Genomic DNA, 19,434 nt, shown 5'->3' on the forward strand with positions numbered 1-19,434 from the left:
CTAAAGTCCTATGTTCAAGACGCTATGGTAACACCCATCAGGGCTAAAGCCCTGACTACAAACAAATGATATGATAATTTATACGACTACAATTATTTATATGTAAGCTCAAATACTGAGTAAGTCCGTATTTACTCCTTAGCAGCAAATAAAAGTAAATTTTATTAAAAAATAAGTTGTTGCATCACGTATTGACAATTTTGAAAATATGTAATAACAAGGTGGCATCATCAATAAAAAGCGATGGTACATTCTTGGTTAAAACACAAAGTAACGCCCTTCACTCAAGTTCATACGCATAAAATAATCATGCAACAAAATACTGATTACAAAAACACCACTTCAGAACATCAAGCTATAGCTTACAGAAAAAGGCTGAACGGCTGGGCTGTAGCCCGTGTCGTTACCGAAAAGGAAAAAGTAATTGTTGCCAGATTCCGCAGTCGTTCGGATGCAGAAGGTTATATTCAGCACATACGCCAGTTAATTCTTGATGCTGATTTTGAACTTTTCTTTGATTGTCAACGTGAAGAAGCTGTAATATAAATTCACTCAGACCTGGGGTAAGAGGAACAGATTTTCTTTGGGATTTTGAATTGTTTTGTCCTCTTATACCTTGAATTGCTAATTTACGGGTCAGTTAGCAGCCCATTGTGTTTGAGTAAAGCCTTGGTACTGGGTTCTCGTCCCCGGAAGGTTTTAAAGACATCCATGGGATGCTGACTACCACCTAATGCTAAAATTGTATCTCGATAGCGTCTACCAATATCATGAATTGCGGCCTCATCTTCCAAGCCCGCTTCTTCAAAAGCAGCAAAAGCATCAGCACTAAGTACCTCAGCCCATTTATAGCTATAGTAACCCGCTGCATAACCTCCTGCAAAAATATGACCGAAAGCACACAAAAACCCATCCTCTGGTAATGGTGGTAACACAGTTGTCAACTTAGGGATTCTTTTTTGCACATCTGTGACAGTTTCTTGACTGTTGGGACGATAGCGGTGATGTAATTCCCAATCCACACTGCTAAAATATATCTGTCGCAACATAGCTGAACCACTCATGTAATTACGTGCCGCCAACAACTTTTGGTAATAATGTTCTGGTAATGGTTCACCCGTCTGATAATGTTTGGCCATACCCAATAAGGTCTGGCGGTCATAACACCAATTTTCCATAAATTGGCTTGGTAATTCTACTGCATCCCATTCTACATTATTAATACCTGCTGCTTCTAAGTAATTTACCTTAGTCAGCATATGATGTAAACCATGCCCAAATTCATGGAATAATGTCTCAACTTCGTCAAAAGCCATTAAACTAGGATTACCATCCACAGGGGGCGTTTGGTTACAAATCAAATAAGCGACAGGGAGACGGATAGTAGTTACAGCATTTTCTTTGATTTGTTTGCGGTGAATACAAGCATCCATCCAAGCACCACCACGCTTTTCAGCCGGACGGCTATAAGCATCTAAGTAAAAATAAGCAATGATTTCACCGTATTTATCAGCAATTTGGAAATAACCCACATCCTCATGCCATACTGGTGCTTGGCCGTCAGCAGGAGTTACTGTGACACCAAAAAGCCTTTTTACCAGCCCAAATAAACCATCTAGGACTTGAGGGAGGGGAAAATAGGGGCGTAATTCTTCAGCCGTAAAAGCAAATTGTTCTTCCTGTTGACGTTCAGCCCAAAAACTAATATCCCAGTGTTGCAAATTTTCTGCTTCTGCTGCTTTTTTATTCTTTGCAAAAGCTTTAAGTTTGTCTAAATCTTTAACAGCAGCATTATAACTAGCTTGACGAAGTTCTTCTAAAAGTTTTTCTACAGAGGTAACATCCTGAGCCATTTTACTAGCCAAACTGAGTTCAGCAAAGGTTTCAAAGCCAATTAACTGAGCTAATTCCTTTCTTAACTCTAAAATGCGGGTAATTAAGGGATTATTATCTAATTCTCCAGAAGATGCTCGAGTAATATAAGCTTTATAAACTTTTTCCCGCAAATCCCGTCTGGTACTATGCTGCATAAAAGGGAAATAACTGGGAAAATCTAAAGTAATATACCAAGGACCATGTTCTGCTGTAGCATTTTCCTCTCCAGCCGTGCGAGCAGCTTGGGCTGCAAGGCTTAACAAGCTGCTTGGTAAGCCGTCAATGTCATCTAAGGTGGTGAGGATTAAAATAAAGCTTTTAGTGGCATCTAGGATATGATTAGCAAATCTAGTGCCTAGTTCTGCTAATTCCATCTGAATAGCATTAAAACGCTGCCTGGATTCTCCCTCTAAGCCCACACCTGACAATTCTGCATCTCGAATAGCCGCTTTAATAATTCTCTGTTGGGCTGAATCTAAAGTTTCCCAGGTATAACTATTACGAATTGCTTTAAAAGCATTATAAATAGGTTTACTTTGACCCAAAATATTTAGAAACTGAACTACTTGTGGCTGTACCTGTTCGTAAGCAATACGTAGTTCTGGACTATTTTTAACGCCCATTAAATGATTGAGTATTCCCCAACTCCAATTTAGTCTTTCTGTCAATTTTTCTAAAGGTTCTATTAAACCAGTCCAAGTAGGCTGTATATTTGCCTCTAGGATGGTTAACTGCTTTTCAAGTTCTGCTAATAAATAATTAAAAGCTGGTTCGACTTGCTCCGGTTTAATATCCGCAAATGCAGGTAAACCAGAGCTTTGAAGTAAAGGATTTTGAGAAAAAGTAGCAGTTGCACGCATGGTAGTGAATTAATAGCCAAGGAGTTAAGTGGGGACAAAAATTGATTTTTCTTGCTTGATATGGTGACTCAGTAAGCGTAAAAATCGGCTTTTTTAGGAATAAGCTCACATTGATACGCATGACTGTTACTGCACTATTTTTGGGTTGAAAATATCTTCGAGATACTCTATGTGATATAATCAGCACAAGTCAAAAACGTGGCGATAAACTTTCCCATTGCTAGAATTACAAAATTAATATTGTAGCAATTTTTTTCCAACTAATTACTTTTATTTTCACTGATTCTGTAGTCATAATGCGCTATAGGCAATTTGCATCTTGAGTACACAATATGCAGTATCTGAGCAAAAAATATCATCAAGCTTTCTACGTATAAGAAATCAGCTATATATCAGCTATATAATAGCCATATAATATCTATTTTCTCTGTTCTCTTAAAATCATGTCTAACCTACCACCCTTGAATACAGAAACAATTTGGGCAATCATTAATGATACCATTGATGATGCTACCGTCAACCAATTACTATGGTATTACTTAGGTTATCGCTATGATACCACAACAGAAACCTATGATCATAGTCAAGTAGAGACGGCATGGAGAGACGAATATCCCCAACCACCGGATTTTATAGATTCTCGCCTAGCAATTATGAAATTAACTCGTTCTATTCCTCCTGAAAATAAACAACTACTTAAAGAAAAATTAGGTTTTAAAGGTTACAAAATTGGTGAATTTGGTCCGCGACAAACTCGCAGAGCCACCTCCGCAAATTGGTTATTAAGTTATATGTTAATCACCACTGGTAAAATTGAGTAAAATTACTGAACTGCGTCTACCTTGAAAACCATATTTTTGGGAAATTGGGTCTATATTAAATTGGTAATAATCTGTACAGAATCATCAAGCTTATAAATTTATTTATCTTCATCTGCGTTTATCTGCATTCATTTGCGGTTATTACTTCTGACTTAGGTTTAGGTATTAAATTATCTTCTTCCAGCTAATGTTATGGAAATAACACAGACTTATGTTGTATTTTTGAAAAAAGCTGTGTATATTAATATAATATATATCAACCCTTGCACATAATAATCCTACCTGAATTTGTGCAACTTGTTTTTTGTTAACTAACTAATTTAGACTTAAAGAGAATAAAAAACAGTGTCACAGAAGTTTTAGGATTGCTAACGTATAACACAAATCAAGAGATTTCTGCTATGATCCACAAATTAATTAACACTAACATTAAGAGTTCTCATGTTTTGCTAACTCCTAATGAAGTCAAGGAAAAATTACCTTTAACCAAGACCGCTGAAAATACAATTTTAAAATTCAGACAAGAAATAGAGCATATTCTAGATTTCCAAGATAGACGAAAATTCATTGTTGTTGGTCCCTGTTCAATTCATGATCCTAAAGCAGCCATAGAATATGGAGAAAAATTACTAGATTTAGCGAAAAAAGTTGATGATAAACTGCTATTAATTATGCGAGTTTATTTTGAAAAACCGAGAACTACCGTAGGCTGGAAAGGACTAATTAATGATCCCGCAATGGATGATTCCTTTAATGTAGAAAAGGGGATATTAATTGCTAGAAGTTTATTGTTAAAGTTGACAGAGTTAGGATTACCAACCGCCACAGAAGCACTTGATCCGATTATTCCTCAATATATCAGTGAATTGGTATCTTGGTCTGCAATTGGCGCGAGAACAACTGAATCACAAACACACCGAGAAATGGCTAGTGGTTTATCTATGCCGGTAGGTTTTAAAAACGGTACTGACGGGAATATTCAAGTAGCTGTAAATGCACTCAAATCAGCGAGAACACCCCATAATTTTCTGGGTATTAATCAAAAGGGACAAGTGAGTGTATTTCAAACTAGGGGAAATGATCATGGTCATGTAATTTTGCGTGGTGGAACTCAGCCTAATTTTGATGCAGAGAACATTAAATTAGTGGAAGAACAATTAAAAGCTGCCAAATTATCACCAAGAATAGTTGTTGATTGTAGTCATGGTAATACTAATAAAGATTACAGGTTACAATCTATGGTGTTTGAAAATATTATTCAGCAAATATTAGATGGTAATAGTTCCATTGTGGGAATGATGCTAGAATCGAATTTGTATGAAGGTAGTCAAACGATTACAGGAAATCGTGAAGATCTAAAATATGGTGTTTCCGTAACTGATAAATGTATTAATTGGGAAGAAACAGAAAGAATTATTTTGGCTGCTCACGCCAAATTGACCTAAATCCACAGCAGGTTTCATGTATTTATACCACAGATGAATAGATTGAATGAATCTATTACCAATAGACATCTGATGAGAATCAAATGTGGCTAACTGGAAACTATGATAGGGATAATTCATTAATTGTCCCTATATTTTTTCCCACGCCATGTCTAGTAATAGTGCAAAATCAATTTCATGTTCTAACAATAATGTTTACTGATAAATAAACAATAACGATTGTCATCTGTTAGTTTATAGGATAGTTTGTCAGCAATGGAGGACATTATTTGCAATCCCCGTCCTCGTTCTTGATCATTATCCTCTAATGCTGAAGTTATTTGCAATTGCTTTTCTAACTCAAAAGGTTCTCCCAAAGACCATATCCGAATTTCTATATCTTCTTCGAGTCTGATAACTTCTAATTCAATCGGAGTTTCTCTGGGCAATTTTTTGTGGGCGTGTTCTACAATATTAATAAATCCTTCTACTAGTAGTGTTTGTAATTCCCACCAAATTGTTTGATTATTAAATGGGGGCTGGTTGATTTGCTCCAGCCAGGATAAAACTTCACTTGTAGCATTAATATCTGTATTGGTTTTTAGGTAGATTTTATGATTCATTGATCAGTCTATAGAATATTTGACTATGAGTGTATATTCAAAATGTGAAAAATAAAAATGTAAATCCTTAGACAAGATTTAATGTAGAGTAATGAATAAGTAATTATTCAAACTGTTTAATGGTCAAAATGTTTAAAATTCTTGTCATTGATGATGATCCTATCTTACGAATGGTTTTGAAAAAAACGCTGAAAACCCAGGGCTATGATGTTACCATAGCGACTAATGGCGAAGAGGGAATAATAGAAGCCAAAAAATTATGTCCCGCTCTCATTATCTGTGATTGGGTAATGTCTGGGATAGATGGTTTACAAGTGTGTCGTCAGATTAAATCAGATCCCAAATTAGCTACAACTTTTTTTATTCTTCTGACTGCAAAAGGAGCTTCTTTAGGAGAGGAAGATGATCGTGTCAGAGGATTGGACGCAGGAGCAGATGAATTTATCTCTAAACCCATTGAGATGAATGAATTAAAAGCACGGGTAAGAGCAGGATTAAGGCTACATCAATTAAGTCGAGATTTGCAGCATCAAAAACAAATTTTAGAGCAGTTAAATCGAGATTTGCAGCATCAAAAGCAAGTTTTAGAAACCGAACTAGCTGAAGCTGCTGATTATGTGCGATCGCTTTTACCATTACCACTTGTAGGATATGTTACCATAGAATCTTTATTTGTACCTTCAGCACAGTTGGGTGGAGATTGTTTTGATTACTATTGGATTGATGATGAGCATTTGGCAATTTATCTATTAGATGTCTCTGGTCATGGCGTAGGCTCGGCTTTGCTATCTGTATCTGTATTGAATATCTTGCGATCACAGTCTCTACCAAATACTAATTTTTGTCAACCAGCAGAAGTTCTCAAGGCACTCAATGAAAGTTTTCAAATGAGTAAACATGGCGATAAATACTTTACCATTTTGTACTGTGTTTTTAATCGTGTTAATCATCAGCTAGTTTATGGCAATGCTGGACATCCACCGGCTGTATTAATATTTGGAAATGATCCCTCCAGCATTGAGGTTATAAAACTAGAATCTCTAGATTTACCCATTGGCTTTTTACAAGATATCAGTTTTGAAACTGCTATTTTGGAAGTTGCAGAAAACAGCACTTTATATATTTTTAGTGATGGTGCTTACGAACTGCTGCAACCAGGGGGACAAATTTGGGGTTTCGACTCCTTGGTTAATTTATTGCTCACCCATAATCAGACAAATAACAATCATATTAATCAACTCTTACCTGAGATTATAAATATCAGCGGCAACGAAAATTTTGATGATGATTTGTCTTTACTACGAGTTAATTTTAGTGGCTGTCAAAATCCCTAAGATGTAAACTTTTATTAACGGTGTTTGAAAAGTTTTCGGCGATTATAAATCCCTACTACACAAACACAGACCACCTGGGTGGACTAGGAAAAAATTAAGGGTTTGAAACATAAAAGATGGGTTTTGTCTGTCTGCAACTAGACTTGTCTATTCATCCTGATAAGATTGGGAAAAACCGGATATGTACAAGTTTAGACTTGCTAAAACTTCACCTATAGAATCAAACCATTAAGCATTTTCTAGTTCTAATACTTTGCTGTCAAACACTTCTCTATTACTTAATATGTTCAAAACTCGATTGATTTTCGTTAATTCAAATAACATTTTGACTTGTTCATTAATGGAACATACAAATAGTTCTCCTTTAGCATTTCTAACACTTTGCATTGCTCCCACTAAAGCACCTAAACCAGAACTATCAATAAACGTCACCTTTGACATATCAATCAATAGCATATTAACTCCATTATTAATGATATCAGTAATTTGACGACGTAATTCATTACCGGAGGTGGCGTTTAAAATTCCTGATGGTTCAAAGACGTGAATTTTAGAAGTCACAAATTATCTTCCTTTCTGTGTTAGTTTGTAAATTTACCATTGAAAATGGTCATATCTATTGAAAATTATACTACTATTTAAGGCATTTTGTAGAACTTTAAAAAATAGATTTACAAACAATAAGGACTTTCATTAACTTTCCCCACGGGGTGAGGGGGTGAGGTTTTGTGGTTGTATACAATTCTGTTGAAACACCCTCTCAGAGGTAATTCATGAATTACCTCTACTTTCCTTCTGTTTTGTGTAAATCCTGTGGTTGCCAAACAGCAGCGCTGATAATTGCCCAAAGTAGAGATAAAATATATATACCCCATAATGTGTTGATCAAATAAACCCAAGGAGTTTCTAACTGACCAATAGCGAGACGATATATACTCCATATTATACCTAAAATTATTAAAATAAACACAGTTAGTTGTGGCCAGATTAGCTGGAGATAGATTCCTGATTGTCGCTGCTTAGGTGTAACCTGAAATTTAATAGGTTGTCCGGTTAATACACTCCATGCAGATTGAATGAATAGGGGAAATAAAGAGATAGAATATTGTTCTGAACGCCATAATTCCGCAGCATTAATTCCCCAACCAGCGGCTAAAAAAGTCAACCTATTAATTATAAAAGCTGGAAGAAAATGGATAGTAAAATCAAAGCCATAAGTTTTCACGGGGATAGTTCCTGTAAAAAAATAGATAATGGGACAAGCAATAAAAATCAAAGTTGCAAACCCAGAAAAATAACTATATGTTGTCTTAAAATAGTGTAATCGTTGCCAAAATGTCAGTCCTGGTTTGGTGAGAGGATTTTCTCTCATTAACACTTGAATTGTGCCTTGAGACCAGCGCATTCGCTGTTTGAGGGTAGAACTTAAATCATCAGGAGCAAGTCCTTCTGCTAATAATTCATGATGATAAATTGATTTCCAACCAGAACTATGCAACCGCATGGCTGTATTCATATCTTCGGTAATACTATTGCTAGAAACACCACCAATTAATTCAAATTCATCTAATTTTTTGCCATCTTTGACAAATTCATCTGCAAAATATTGTAAACCCACACTAACCAATGCTTCTCTTCTGAGGACTGCATTTGTACCCGTGTAGAAAGCTGAATTCATGCCATCTTTACCTTGTTGAATGGGTCCATAAAATAAATTGGCTCGATGTCCAAAGGGGTCTCCAGGGGGAATATTATAAAAATCTTGAGGAGTTTGCACAAATGCAATGCGGTTTGGCTCATATTTTCCTGAATACAAATTATAGGTATAGAAATATGGCAAAACTCGCTTTAAAAATGCTGGTTTGGGAATATGATCTGCATCTAAAGTCAGAATAAAATCCCCTGTGGTTTCTCCAGAAAAAATGGCGTAATTGAGATTACCTGCTTTAGCATGATGAGGTACTCCTGGTTGTTTAGGACGAGCAATATACCGTAACCTAACCAGTTGCACAAGTTCTAATTCTTTTTGACTAATTGCTAATTCTAATGCCCTGCGTTCATGATTAAGATGTTCATATATAGTTGATTTACTGCCATGATGACTATTTTGATGTTGAGGATTTAACCAGAGAATAAACTGTTGTAAACTGTGGACAAATTTAGCGGGAATATCCTCGAAAGTATTTTCTGATCTAGAAGATGATTTTTGCAGCCATTCTTCGGCGGCTTTTACGTCAGGTGCTAGATTTTCCAGTTGCTCAATTCGTTGATTTAAAGTAGATAATTCCGCGTCAATTCGATTAGCTTCCTGTTGTAATAATGGTGATTGTAAATCCTCTAGAGCTAATCTTTCTGACATGGCTCGCATTTGTTCAGAATTACCATCATCTAATACATATACACGCAGCTTTGTGGTTGGATAATCTATTGCTAAAGCTGCTCTAGCAGTTTCTTCCACCATTTCTGAGGGCTCATTATAGCAGGTTATAAATACATCTACATTTGCCCAATCAGAGCTAGGAAGGGGTGGGCTTAACTGGTGAAGGGACTTAACTTGTCGGACTATAGGCCGCCATAGTCCAATGACAAACATAACTCCCCCGAAATAGCTGTAAATTTCCGCCAGTAATAAAGGAATAGACAGCCATAGAGCATCAAAGTTGATAGAATGAGTTATCCGCCATTGTAAATACCAAGCACCCAAAATTAAGTTGATTTCCGCTAAATACCGAAAAAGTAGGGTTCTTTTTTTCAGTTTTGAACGGCTATTACCGGAAAAATTAGCTGCATCATAACTAGAGTACGCTGAGTTCATTTTGCTACCAAAAATAAAATTTAAATTAGTCAATTAGAAGTTGTTCGTTTTTATACGAGTCACGTATTTGATTTTTGATTTTAACTCCCATGGTTGCCCATAGCCGGCCTATAGTCCTTGATATTTTTTAGACATCATTCAGGATTCCTGTAGCTTGGTAACATAGAGTTGTTATTTAATGTATCAGATTTTTGGTGTCATTTCTAACGATAGCGAAATGATTCTCTCTTCTCTATCACTCTAGTCCCCCCTGAATAGTTCTCAAATTTTATTTGTAAATGATACAGCAACACCGTCGCTACAAACTATTAAGATGGATTGCATTGTTCCTAAGTGGAGCATTTCTGCAATTTTTGTTCTGTGTGCCTACAGTATCTTTAGCACAAAATTCTACTCCTAATGGCTGTAGTCAAATTTCAGCCCCTCTGACACCGGAGGAACAGACTTACGCTCGTGCAGCTTGGCAGTATTTTGTCAATAACTATCAAGCAAATACAGGGTTTACTAATTCTACTGGTGGTTATCCTTCTGGTACTCTCTGGGACATTGGTAATTACCTAATGGCTTTGAATGCAGCGCGGTGGATCAATTTGATTAACCAGTCGGAATTTGATTCGCGCTTAAACAAATTTCTTACCAATTTTGCTAACCTTACTTTATTTGAAAACGCTTTACCAAATAAGGTATATAATGCTGCTAATGGAAAAATGACTGATTATGGTAATAAACCTCTAGAAAAGGGTCTGGGTTGGTCTGCTTTGGATATTGGTCGCATATTGGCTGCTTTTCATATTATTGGCACTTGTCATCCTCAGTATAAAAATTGGCTAAAGGGAGTTCTCGGTAAGTGGCAGTTAGCAAGATCACTGAAAGATGACCAACTTTACGGAGCGCTTGTCTTACCTAATGGTAAAACATTGTTGGTACAAGAAGGACGACTTGGTTATGAGGAATATGCTGTTAGGGGTTATGAACTATGGGGATTTAAAGCACCCAAAGCGGCGGCTTTAGAGCCTTTCAAACTTGTAGATATTAACGGTGTGAAAATTCCTGTTGATACCCGTGATTTTCAAAGCACTAATGCTAATAATTATGTAGTTAGTGAATCCTATATTCTTGATGGTATTGAATTTGGCTTAGAAGGTTATTTAAAAAAATATGCTGCTGACATTTTAGAAGTACAAAAGCGACGCTTTGAATCTACGGGACAACTAACTGCTGTTTCTGAGGACAACATTGATCAACCTCCTTATTTTCTCTACAATACTATTTACTCCAATGGAGTTGCTTGGGCGACAATTACGGAGAAAAATAAGCCCTATACAGAGTTGCGGAGTATCAGCACTAAAGCTGCCTTTGGCTGGCGCTATCTTTACCCAGGTAATGCTTATGCTCAAAAGGTTTTTGATGCGGTTAAGGATTTACGTGATCCTAAAGGTGGCGGCTTCTACGCTGGACTGTATGAAGAAACAAAAAAACCTAATAAGTCCTTGACAGGTAATACTAATGGCCTAATCATGGAGATTTTATATTACAAGGCTAGAGGAAATCGTCCTTTGATTGGTGGTAGTGGGGTGAGTTTTGCAAAAATACCGTCTGGTGATTCTAAACCCTCAGATTCTAAACCCTCAGATTCTAAACCCTCAGATTCTAAACCACCTGCTGCAAATTCCCCAACTCCAGCCCAAAATCCTATTCCCATAAATGTTACACCTGCCCAGACTAATACAGCGACTAACCCACCACCGCTGATAGTTAAACCTATTCCATCCTTGGGTGTCCCGCAGCCAGCTAAACCATTACCTAAACCTTTAACAGTTGTGCAAAGACGTTACGCTCAAGCCGCCTGGAACTATTTCTCTGCTAATTCTCAGCCTACAACAGGATTGGTGAGCGATCGCTCTGATGTTAAGGGTTCAACATTGTGGGGATTAGGAGATTATCTAACAGCGCTCAATGCAGCATGGGCAATGGATATAATTTCTGCCAAGGAATTTGATCAGCGCATTCGACAGTTGTTGGCTGCTTTAGCGCAGATACCGCTGTATGCGGGGGAATTACCGAGTCGGGGTTATGATCCGCGAACATTGCAACCAGTAGATTATGGTGGTAATCCAGTTCCTGAAGGTACTGGTTGGTCGTCTTTGGATGTGGGAAGACTATTAGCAGCCCTTTATAATTTAAAAACAGATCATCCCGAATACACGCAAGTTGTTGATCAAATTGCTCTCGATTGGTCATACTTGCGGGTTGTGCGGGAAGGTATTCTTTCTAGTGCCAATGTCACCAAAGATAAAAGTGGGCGGTTAGTCCCCAGAATTAATCCTGAAACCCGCTTGGGTTATGAAGAATATGCTGCTAGAGGTTTTCAATTGTGGGGATTTAATGTTGATAAATCTGCTGTGGGTGGTGAATATAAAACAACATCAGTGGAGGGGGTAGAAGTTCCCATTGAACGGCTTCGTAAAGATACAAAATCAAAGGTTAATCAATATACCGTTAGTAATCCTTTCCTGCTGTATGCTCTAGAGTTTGGTTTAGATCCAAAAATGCGATCGCTCTTTACAGCAGTCTACCAAGCCCAAGCCCAACGCTACCTTAATACTGAGACTCTTACTGCCTCAGCTACTACTCTCATTGAGCGTCAACCTTACACTGTCCACAGTTCAATTATTGGTCAAAATCAGCCTTGGGTAGCCTTAGATGATGATGGTAAACTACTACCAGAGGGAAGATTAGTCAGTTCGGCTGTGGCATTTGCCTATTATGCCTTATTGCCTAAGGATAGCTATACTCAGGAATTAATCAAGGCAACAACGGACTTATATAACCCTTTGCTGGGCTTTTATGAAGGTTTTTATGAAAAAACAGGTAAAACTGCTCTTGGTTCTACTAGTAGCACTAACAGTATGATTCTACAATCTTTACTGTACACGGCAACAAAGCAACAACCCCTCCTCCGTCCCAATACGGATATGAAATCACCCTGGTGGCAAGCAGTGGCCGATGGTAATTCTGGTCGGGGTCTACCGAATACTTCTACTCAGAAAACCAAATTTGTGACTAATGCCACTGAACATTACTGGATTACTGTCAAAGATGGTACGAATTAACTTTTGCATGGTTAGATACTTGATATCATATCCGCCCAATCACTTACAATATAGTTCATCATTGTATTGCCTTTTCCCAATTACCAATTACCAATTACCAGCCTCAACAGATATGATAAGTGTTCAACCGAACATGATATGATGTCGCTATCAAAGAAGAGATAAATGATCATGAGTCCACCAGATGAACCTAATTTACCAGTTCAGATTCATAATTTATGAATCTGAAAATATTCATTTTATTCCCCTAAGTAACTATTTTGTAAGATGTTACTCTCAATAAACTTGCTACAACGAATACTATATTTGTTTTCTCCAATAAGTATCATCACTAGTTTCGGTATTAAGTCTGTATCTGCTGCTCCTATCCAACTAGATGAAAATTGGGATTCAGTCTCACTTTTGATAGAACCCTTCCCTGTAGTTGATAATTTACCAAATTCACGCCAAAATAACGGAGATATTACAGAAACAGATTCCTCTCTTTTTTTCCCACTAGATGAAAACTCGAACTCATTTCCAGAATTAACCACACAAATTGCAACTTTTAGTATTTTAGAAAACTTAAACACAGTTTTTGACAGTAGCTTTCTTCCTCAAAACTTACATTCAATACCAGTATTAATTGCTGCACCTGAAAACTTCAATCCTCAGCTAAGGTTAACTTCCCAACGAGTATCTCCTCCGCAAGCACAACCAACTTCACAACCAACTTCTACAGTACAACCAACTTCTACAGTACAACCAACTTCACAACCAACTTCTACAGTACAACCAACTTCTACAGTACAACCAACTTCACAACCAACTTCTACAGTACAACCAACTTCTACAGTACAACCAACTTCACAACCAACTTCTACAGTACAACCAACTTCTACAGTACAACCAACTTCACAACCAACTTCTACTACACCTGTGCGGTCAGCATTTATTTTGGAAAGTATCCAAACAGGGTTTCGTAGGGACATGAATAGTTCCCAGCAGGAGAACCAAACTATTGAACCAGTCTTTCAATTTCGGTTATTCAATGGAGAGAAAATTAAATTGAAAACTGCCTTTAATAAGTTGAGTCAACCGAAATTTGCATCTCTTACTAATATTCCCCTTCAGTTGGGATGGGAAGGCAAAACAGGTAAATATACTATAAAATTAGGAGCAGGAATTGATCTATTTAATCGCTTACCAATGGCTCTCAATTTCAATGCTCAGATAGATAGACCAATTGCTGTTAAACTCAATCCAGATTATAGCCTCAAGTCAGGTTTATTTTTATCAGCAGTCGTAGAACAAAGTCCTTATAAAACTAGTGTGAAAACACTGGAAAATCAAATTACAGCTATGCGCTCTGGATTCAATACTTTTTGGCAAATTGACCCTAATACCAGCTTTTTTGGCTCCTATCGTGTGGGTTTATATAATGATGGTAATTTTGAGCAACAGATTTTTAACCGCTTGGAACATAAGTGGGGTGAATTTTGGTTTGCTGGTAATGTTTTCGCTTGGAAGTATGCAAGCGATCGCCAAGAGAGTAGTGGCTATTTTTCTCCAGTATCTTCTCTAGTTTATAACGGTGAAATCGGATGGGGAAAAAACATTTTTCCTTTTTTAAATTGTCGCTTAAATACCACCTTGGGAAGACAAAGAGTTAACGGTGATAAAAGTGGAGGTACTGGCTATCAAACTCGCTGTACAGTCAAAATATCACCAAATATAGCTTTAGATTTAGGTTATAGTTTAGGTAAGTCTCACAATCTCATGACTGGGGAAAGTCTGTATAATAATCAGACATTAACAAGCCAATTACAGATAAAATTTTGACCTATTTTTTGACTGAAAACCCAATATTTCACAAGTAGAAAAAATTCAGAGTAAACAGGAAGAACTCATGTTTAAAAACATGAGATTGAAATAATGACACTGTTTTTTTCGTGCTACGCATCTTTTAAAAACATCTTTTTTTTGACTGAGCTTTAAACTCAGCAACTTTTGTTTCTTATCTGTTCCCTGTTCCCTTTTTTTGTAAAAGTACGGAAATTGAAATCATAAATTATCGAATTTCACAGCATCAAAATAAACTTTTACTTTACTCTTTTATTCCAGCCCAAACCGTAAGAGGTTTACCAACTTTTTTGTACAGCAAGCTTTCTAAAATTACACCATTATTATTAGCAGTAAGAGCTTTATTTGGCTGATTTAAAGACTCATAAAACCCGTTGTACCAACCTTGATCAGATTTGAGTTGAGTTTGCACAAAATTAAATAATTTGTCTGTGTAAGCAGTATTATAAAGGACGTGCCAACCTACTGCGGCCTTAGCGCTGAGAAAACGTAAATCATCATATTTTTTTCCTGTTGCTGTGATGGTTGCCCAAGGTTGTCCATTCACAAATAAGCTACTATAAACAAAGTAAGGAGCGCGATCTAAATTATCTTCCGTGACAGCAGTTAAAAATTTAGTCGTTTGATAACGAGCTTCTTGAGCAGCTAAAATTCGGTCTGAGAATGCTTTAGGTAAAGCTTGAAATCCGGTTTCAATGCCATCTAAAATATAAGGCTCGCTGAGAACATAATTATTTGCACCTGAATTTTGATAATCCCGTCGATCATAAGGAACACCCTGCCCGTAGAGGTCTACAAAGTCTGTATTTGATGTATAATCTAAGGCTTTTTTGACATCTAAACCCCAGAGTTTTAACCCGTAAGCTCCGTAATTTTCATAACCTAAACGCCCTTCTTGGGTATACTGTTCTTGACCAGCAATAACAGAAGTACCGTACATTTGCCCGTTTTTGACCAATCGCTTGATTTGCCAATGTTTCCAGACGGCTTCTGTTGGCGATCGCATTTTGGGATATTTTGTACCAACAATATTCAGCCATATAGCTAAACGTCCTAAATCCAAAGCAGACCAACCAATTTCTTCTCGTTTATCTAATTGACCATAATTTACAGGTATCAATGTTTTTGAATTATAGACTTTATTCGGTAATTCTCCCTTATACAAAGGCATGGACGCTAGAGTTTTTAACATCTGACTCATTTTGCTCTCAAACTCTTCTACCGTAATGATATTAAGTTCTTTAGCACTGACCAAAGCAGCCATAGCAGCGGCTTGGTCCCACATAGTAACAGAGGCAAAATTATTTACAGAATTAACCAAGCCAGTTTGATCGTTCCAATTACGTTGGAAGTATAACCAAGCTTGACGCGCCATTGCAGTTTCCTCTGTAGTTAATGTCCCACTTCCGGGCGCAATATAGGGTCCCTTGGCGGTTGTCAATTCGGCAGCGGCAATGGGTTTACCTGCTACAATTGTTAATTTAGTATTCAGCTTGCTAATACTATCAGTATTTATAGCTAAATACTTTGACAAAGAATTGAAACCTATAATTGCGATGACAGCGGTTATAACTCCGCCAAAGGTAGCGATAAAAGATAGTTTTTTTGATGGTGGCTCAAAATCAGAATTGATCATGGAATTGGTAATTGGTAATATAATTGAAAGTCTTTTCTTGTCTAGTTTTTTTTAAGTCAGGACTTACGCAAAATATCTCTCCCTAAGCCCCCATTTCTGTTCCCTGTTCCCTGCCCCCTCACAGGCAACTTTTATGGCTACGCCACGCGGGCTATCAGCAAGCCCTATCCGATGATTAGGATTCTTTTTCCTTAGCCCAAACTGTCAACGGTTTGCCCACACGACGATATAGTATTGCTTCTAACACTATACCGTTAGTATTCACAGTTAAAGCTCGATTTGGTTCTTGAGTTTCCTCATAAAAACCTGCAAAAACGCCACGACTTGGATCAGTCAGCCAGCGCATACCCTTATGAAGTCTTTCTGTATAGGGAGTTTGAAACAGCATATTCCAGCCTATTGCGGCTTTAACACTACTACCCCGATAAACAAAGGCATCTTTACCAGATGAGTCTATACTTTTCCAAGGTTGACCATTGACAAAAATACAATTGTAGACAAACCAAGGCTCCCGATCTAAATTATCCTCAGACCAGGCTGTGAGTTGATTGGTAGCTTGATAGCGACGTTGTTGAACTTGGAGTAACTTGGCTGCATATTCCGCAGGTAAAGCCTGAAAACCACTTTCCAACCCGTCCAAAATATAGGGTTCACTAGTGACATAATTATGATAGGTGCTGCGTTTATCCGCTGGTACTTCCACACCCATAACATTGACAAACTGAGTTTCGGCTTTGGTATCAAGTGCTTTGGGGGCTACAATCCCCATTTTTTGTAATCTATAGGCTGCATATTGTTCATAACCTAGCCGTCCTTCTTGGTTCCAGGTTTCCTGGCCATTTTTAATCGCTGTCCCCATTAGCTGTCCATTCTCTACTAACCGCTTTAACTGCCAACGAGCCGTGACGGCTTTACTGGCCGCAGCGTGTTTGGGGTATCGAGTTTCGATGATATCTAGCCATTGCACCAGTCGTGCTAAATCAATGGCCGAAAACCCAATTTCTTCAGGTTCTGCCAATTTGCCGTAGTTAACCGGGATTAAAGTTTTCGCGTTATAGGCTTTGTTTGGTAACTCATTCCGGTACAAAGGTATTTTGGTTAGGGTGGCCAATACTTCCTCTATCCATTGATCAAATTCTGCTGCCTTGAGTAAGCCTAATTCCCGTGCTGCCACCATACCAGCTAACTGACTACCCACGTCCCACATTGTTGTACTGGGAAAGTCCGCAGCGGAAGAAACTAAACCCGTGGATAAACGATTTTTCTCAAAATAGCGCCAAGCTGTACGGGCTAATTGTATATCTTCTGCATTCAGCCGATTTTGACCAACGGAAGTCACTGGAATTGGGAGAATGTTAGTCTCACGCCATTCTATTCCTTTATGCAATCCAAAGCCAACTAAGGCGATCGCCGCAGCGACAATAGTTTGTTTTAATAAACTAGGTTGGATCGGAGTAGGATTGATAGTTGTATCTTGTGTCATGGTTAGCGGGGGATAATATTAAACAACACTTCTTTTTTCACCAGCCACCAGAAGCAGCCCACAGCTACAGCCTGAGCGATAGTAGTGACTATGGGATTACCATCAACTAAAGCCGGAATTAAAAACCAAATCACTGTGACTGGAACGTGAACAATATAGACGTACAAGGAGTTTTGACCCAAACTAATCAACAGTTTCCCCAGAATTTTATTTAACGGTTGCCAAAATGTATCCACAATTATGTACAGCAAAGGGAAGAAACCGATGTGATTAATTAAACGCAAAAAACCCACCCGACTCCGGTCTGTCCATGCTAACCAAGCAACTCTATCTGAGAATTTGGCTGGCCAAACACCAAGCTGAATATCATAATGTGCGGTTGTAATTGAGCCAATGACGATTAATACCAAGCATAAGACTAGGGGAATTTTCGGTATTTTTCCCCATAATTTTTGTAGTTTTTGACGATAATAACCTGCTAATACTCCATGCACGTATAAAATTTGCCAACCAGCTAAGGCAAAGTAAGGATGTTCTCTGTCTAAAGGATGGAAACTCAAGGCATAAGGATGTAATTGTTGGATACTCCAAAATGTCCAGGAAATAGCCAAAACAGGCAACCAAAAGCCCTTCCTTAACATCCAGAAAATGGCAGGGGAAAACAGCAACAGCAATACATACAGTTGCAAAATGTCAATGACAGGTGGTGCTAAATGGAATGTAGCTGCCGCTAGTAATATTTGCCACCAAGTCCCGGGCGCAAAATCAAAGGCTGGACGAGTCCAACCGGGGGCAATTATACTTAATAAACCCAGGACAGACATTAAAATAAGACTGGTGAGATAAAGTTTTCCAGAACGCTCTAACAGTTTTTTCATGGCTTCAGAAAAGCCAACTTTATTGATACGCCCCAATGTCACCATTCCTAATACTAGCCCAGAGAGAAATACGAATCCTTCGGCCGCACTGGCGTAAATATGTCCCCTGTTGATAGCACTGAAATAAGAAGAACTTTCTAAATGATTGAATACCATGGAAACAATGGCAATGCCCCGGAGAAAATCAATCCTTATATCTCGGTTTCCGTAGAGCGTGGGATCATAGCGCCAGGATACAGGAGGATTGTTTGTTGTAATTGTATTGTTATGCACAGTATATGGTTACTTTCGGTTATTTAACTACTTGGTTCTAGAACAGAAACTAGATATTTCTTTGTAGGGTTTAAACTCTTCTCTGTAATGGAGTACGTGAGGCATTGAGTTTATTCAGAGGGGTAATTTCGCCGCCCCACACTTTTCCTGGAGTCCTGACTTGGTTTACAAGGCTGAACATATACCGATAATCTTAGGCATACCTACTCAGTCTAAATCATAATGTATTTTAGGATCAGAGTTGAAAATTTTTCTTAATATTCAGCACTTTTGCTATTTTGCTGATAATATACCCTCAAGCAAGAAATAAAGTGTAAAAATCCTGAATTTTCTTGATCTGCTTGCAGCAGCGCTTCGCTATCAGTAGGTAAGTGGTGAATTAGTCAAATAACGCATCAATTAAATTTACGTAAATATTGTTACACATTTTGGTGTTTTTACGTCTACATACTCAAAA

General features: G+C 37.8%; 15 protein-coding genes. 6 read left to right on the forward strand and 9 right to left on the reverse strand.

Translation table 11 applies throughout. From position 1 onward, the window contains the following. Nucleotides 1-309: 309 nt before the first annotated feature. On the forward strand, nucleotides 310-546 hold the full coding sequence (locus tag ACIR310F_RS0101420; protein WP_028082285.1) for a hypothetical protein: 237 nt from the start codon (nucleotides 310-312) through the stop codon (nucleotides 544-546). 83 nt (nucleotides 547-629) lie between these two features. Here the strand turns inward: ACIR310F_RS0101420 and ACIR310F_RS0101425 are convergent, their stop codons facing one another. Next, nucleotides 630-2,735, reverse strand: a complete 2,106-nt coding sequence (locus ACIR310F_RS0101425) for a M3 family metallopeptidase (RefSeq protein WP_028082286.1) — start codon at nucleotides 2,733-2,735, stop codon at nucleotides 630-632. A gap of 443 nt (nucleotides 2,736-3,178) precedes the next feature. Between ACIR310F_RS0101425 and ACIR310F_RS0101430 the strand changes: the two genes are divergently transcribed. Continuing rightward, nucleotides 3,179-3,556, forward strand: coding sequence for a DUF1823 family protein (locus tag ACIR310F_RS0101430; protein ID WP_028082287.1), 378 nt, complete (start codon nucleotides 3,179-3,181; stop codon nucleotides 3,554-3,556). 401 nt (nucleotides 3,557-3,957) lie between these two features. Next, entirely contained in the window at nucleotides 3,958-5,001 is a 1,044-nt protein-coding gene (locus ACIR310F_RS0101435) for a 3-deoxy-7-phosphoheptulonate synthase (RefSeq protein ID WP_028082288.1), read from the forward strand. Between the two features lie 182 nt (nucleotides 5,002-5,183). Here the strand turns inward: ACIR310F_RS0101435 and ACIR310F_RS0101440 are convergent, their stop codons facing one another. Next, entirely contained in the window at nucleotides 5,184-5,603 is a 420-nt protein-coding gene (locus ACIR310F_RS0101440; RefSeq protein WP_028082289.1) for an ATP-binding protein, read from the reverse strand. Between the two features lie 128 nt (nucleotides 5,604-5,731). On the opposite strand from ACIR310F_RS0101440, the gene ACIR310F_RS0101445 reads away from it, so the two are divergent. Beyond that, the gene (locus ACIR310F_RS0101445) at nucleotides 5,732-6,937 is read left to right on the forward strand and encodes a SpoIIE family protein phosphatase (protein WP_028082290.1); all 1,206 of its coding nucleotides are present in this window, start codon (nucleotides 5,732-5,734) and stop codon (nucleotides 6,935-6,937) included. Between the two features lie 228 nt (nucleotides 6,938-7,165). Here the strand turns inward: ACIR310F_RS0101445 and ACIR310F_RS0101450 are convergent, their stop codons facing one another. Beyond that, the gene (locus ACIR310F_RS0101450; RefSeq protein WP_028082291.1) at nucleotides 7,166-7,498 is read right to left on the reverse strand and encodes an STAS domain-containing protein; all 333 of its coding nucleotides are present in this window, start codon (nucleotides 7,496-7,498) and stop codon (nucleotides 7,166-7,168) included. 223 nt (nucleotides 7,499-7,721) lie between these two features. After that, nucleotides 7,722-9,752 carry a glycosyltransferase gene (locus tag ACIR310F_RS0101455; RefSeq protein ID WP_028082292.1) on the reverse strand — a complete coding sequence of 677 codons (2,031 nt, stop codon included), beginning with the start codon at nucleotides 9,750-9,752 and terminating at the stop codon, nucleotides 7,722-7,724. Nucleotides 9,753-10,030: 278 nt separating this feature from the next. Here ACIR310F_RS0101455 and ACIR310F_RS0101460 point away from each other — a divergent pair, with 278 nt between their 5' ends. Beyond that, the gene (locus ACIR310F_RS0101460) at nucleotides 10,031-12,865 is read left to right on the forward strand and encodes a DUF3131 domain-containing protein (RefSeq protein ID WP_028082293.1); all 2,835 of its coding nucleotides are present in this window, start codon (nucleotides 10,031-10,033) and stop codon (nucleotides 12,863-12,865) included. A 239-nt stretch (nucleotides 12,866-13,104) separates the two neighbouring features. Here the strand turns inward: ACIR310F_RS0101460 and ACIR310F_RS25075 are convergent, their stop codons facing one another. Beyond that, complete coding sequence (locus ACIR310F_RS25075) at nucleotides 13,105-13,437, reverse strand: hypothetical protein (RefSeq protein ID WP_051289435.1); 333 nt, start codon at nucleotides 13,435-13,437, stop codon at nucleotides 13,105-13,107. Nucleotides 13,438-13,515: 78 nt separating this feature from the next. After that, nucleotides 13,516-13,836 (reverse strand): hypothetical protein, encoded by a 321-nt coding sequence (locus ACIR310F_RS25080; protein ID WP_051289436.1) that lies wholly within the window; start codon nucleotides 13,834-13,836, stop codon nucleotides 13,516-13,518. On the opposite strand from ACIR310F_RS25080, the gene ACIR310F_RS25085 reads away from it, so the two are divergent. Next, nucleotides 13,835-14,686 carry a hypothetical protein gene (locus ACIR310F_RS25085; RefSeq protein WP_051289437.1) on the forward strand — a complete coding sequence of 284 codons (852 nt, stop codon included), beginning with the start codon at nucleotides 13,835-13,837 and terminating at the stop codon, nucleotides 14,684-14,686. The genes ACIR310F_RS25080 and ACIR310F_RS25085 overlap by 2 nt on opposite strands. A 265-nt stretch (nucleotides 14,687-14,951) precedes the next feature. On the opposite strand, the gene ACIR310F_RS0101470 is transcribed toward ACIR310F_RS25085, so the two are convergent. The 3 genes from ACIR310F_RS0101470 to opgC form a co-directional block, all read right to left on the reverse strand. Further along, the gene (locus tag ACIR310F_RS0101470) at nucleotides 14,952-16,343 is read right to left on the reverse strand and encodes a DUF3131 domain-containing protein (protein ID WP_081677535.1); all 1,392 of its coding nucleotides are present in this window, start codon (nucleotides 16,341-16,343) and stop codon (nucleotides 14,952-14,954) included. Between the two features lie 175 nt (nucleotides 16,344-16,518). Then, a complete protein-coding gene (locus tag ACIR310F_RS21180) occupies nucleotides 16,519-17,826 on the reverse strand; it encodes a DUF3131 domain-containing protein (protein WP_051289438.1) in 1,308 nt (435 codons plus the stop codon). Between the two features lie 2 nt (nucleotides 17,827-17,828). After that, entirely contained in the window at nucleotides 17,829-18,977 is a 1,149-nt protein-coding gene (gene opgC / locus ACIR310F_RS0101480; protein WP_071604772.1) for an OpgC domain-containing protein, read from the reverse strand. Nucleotides 18,978-19,434: the final 457 nt, after the last annotated feature.

It is taken from the genome of Dolichospermum circinale AWQC310F (genome assembly GCF_000426925.1).
Lineage (GTDB): Bacteria > Cyanobacteriota > Cyanobacteriia > Cyanobacteriales > Nostocaceae > Dolichospermum > Dolichospermum circinale.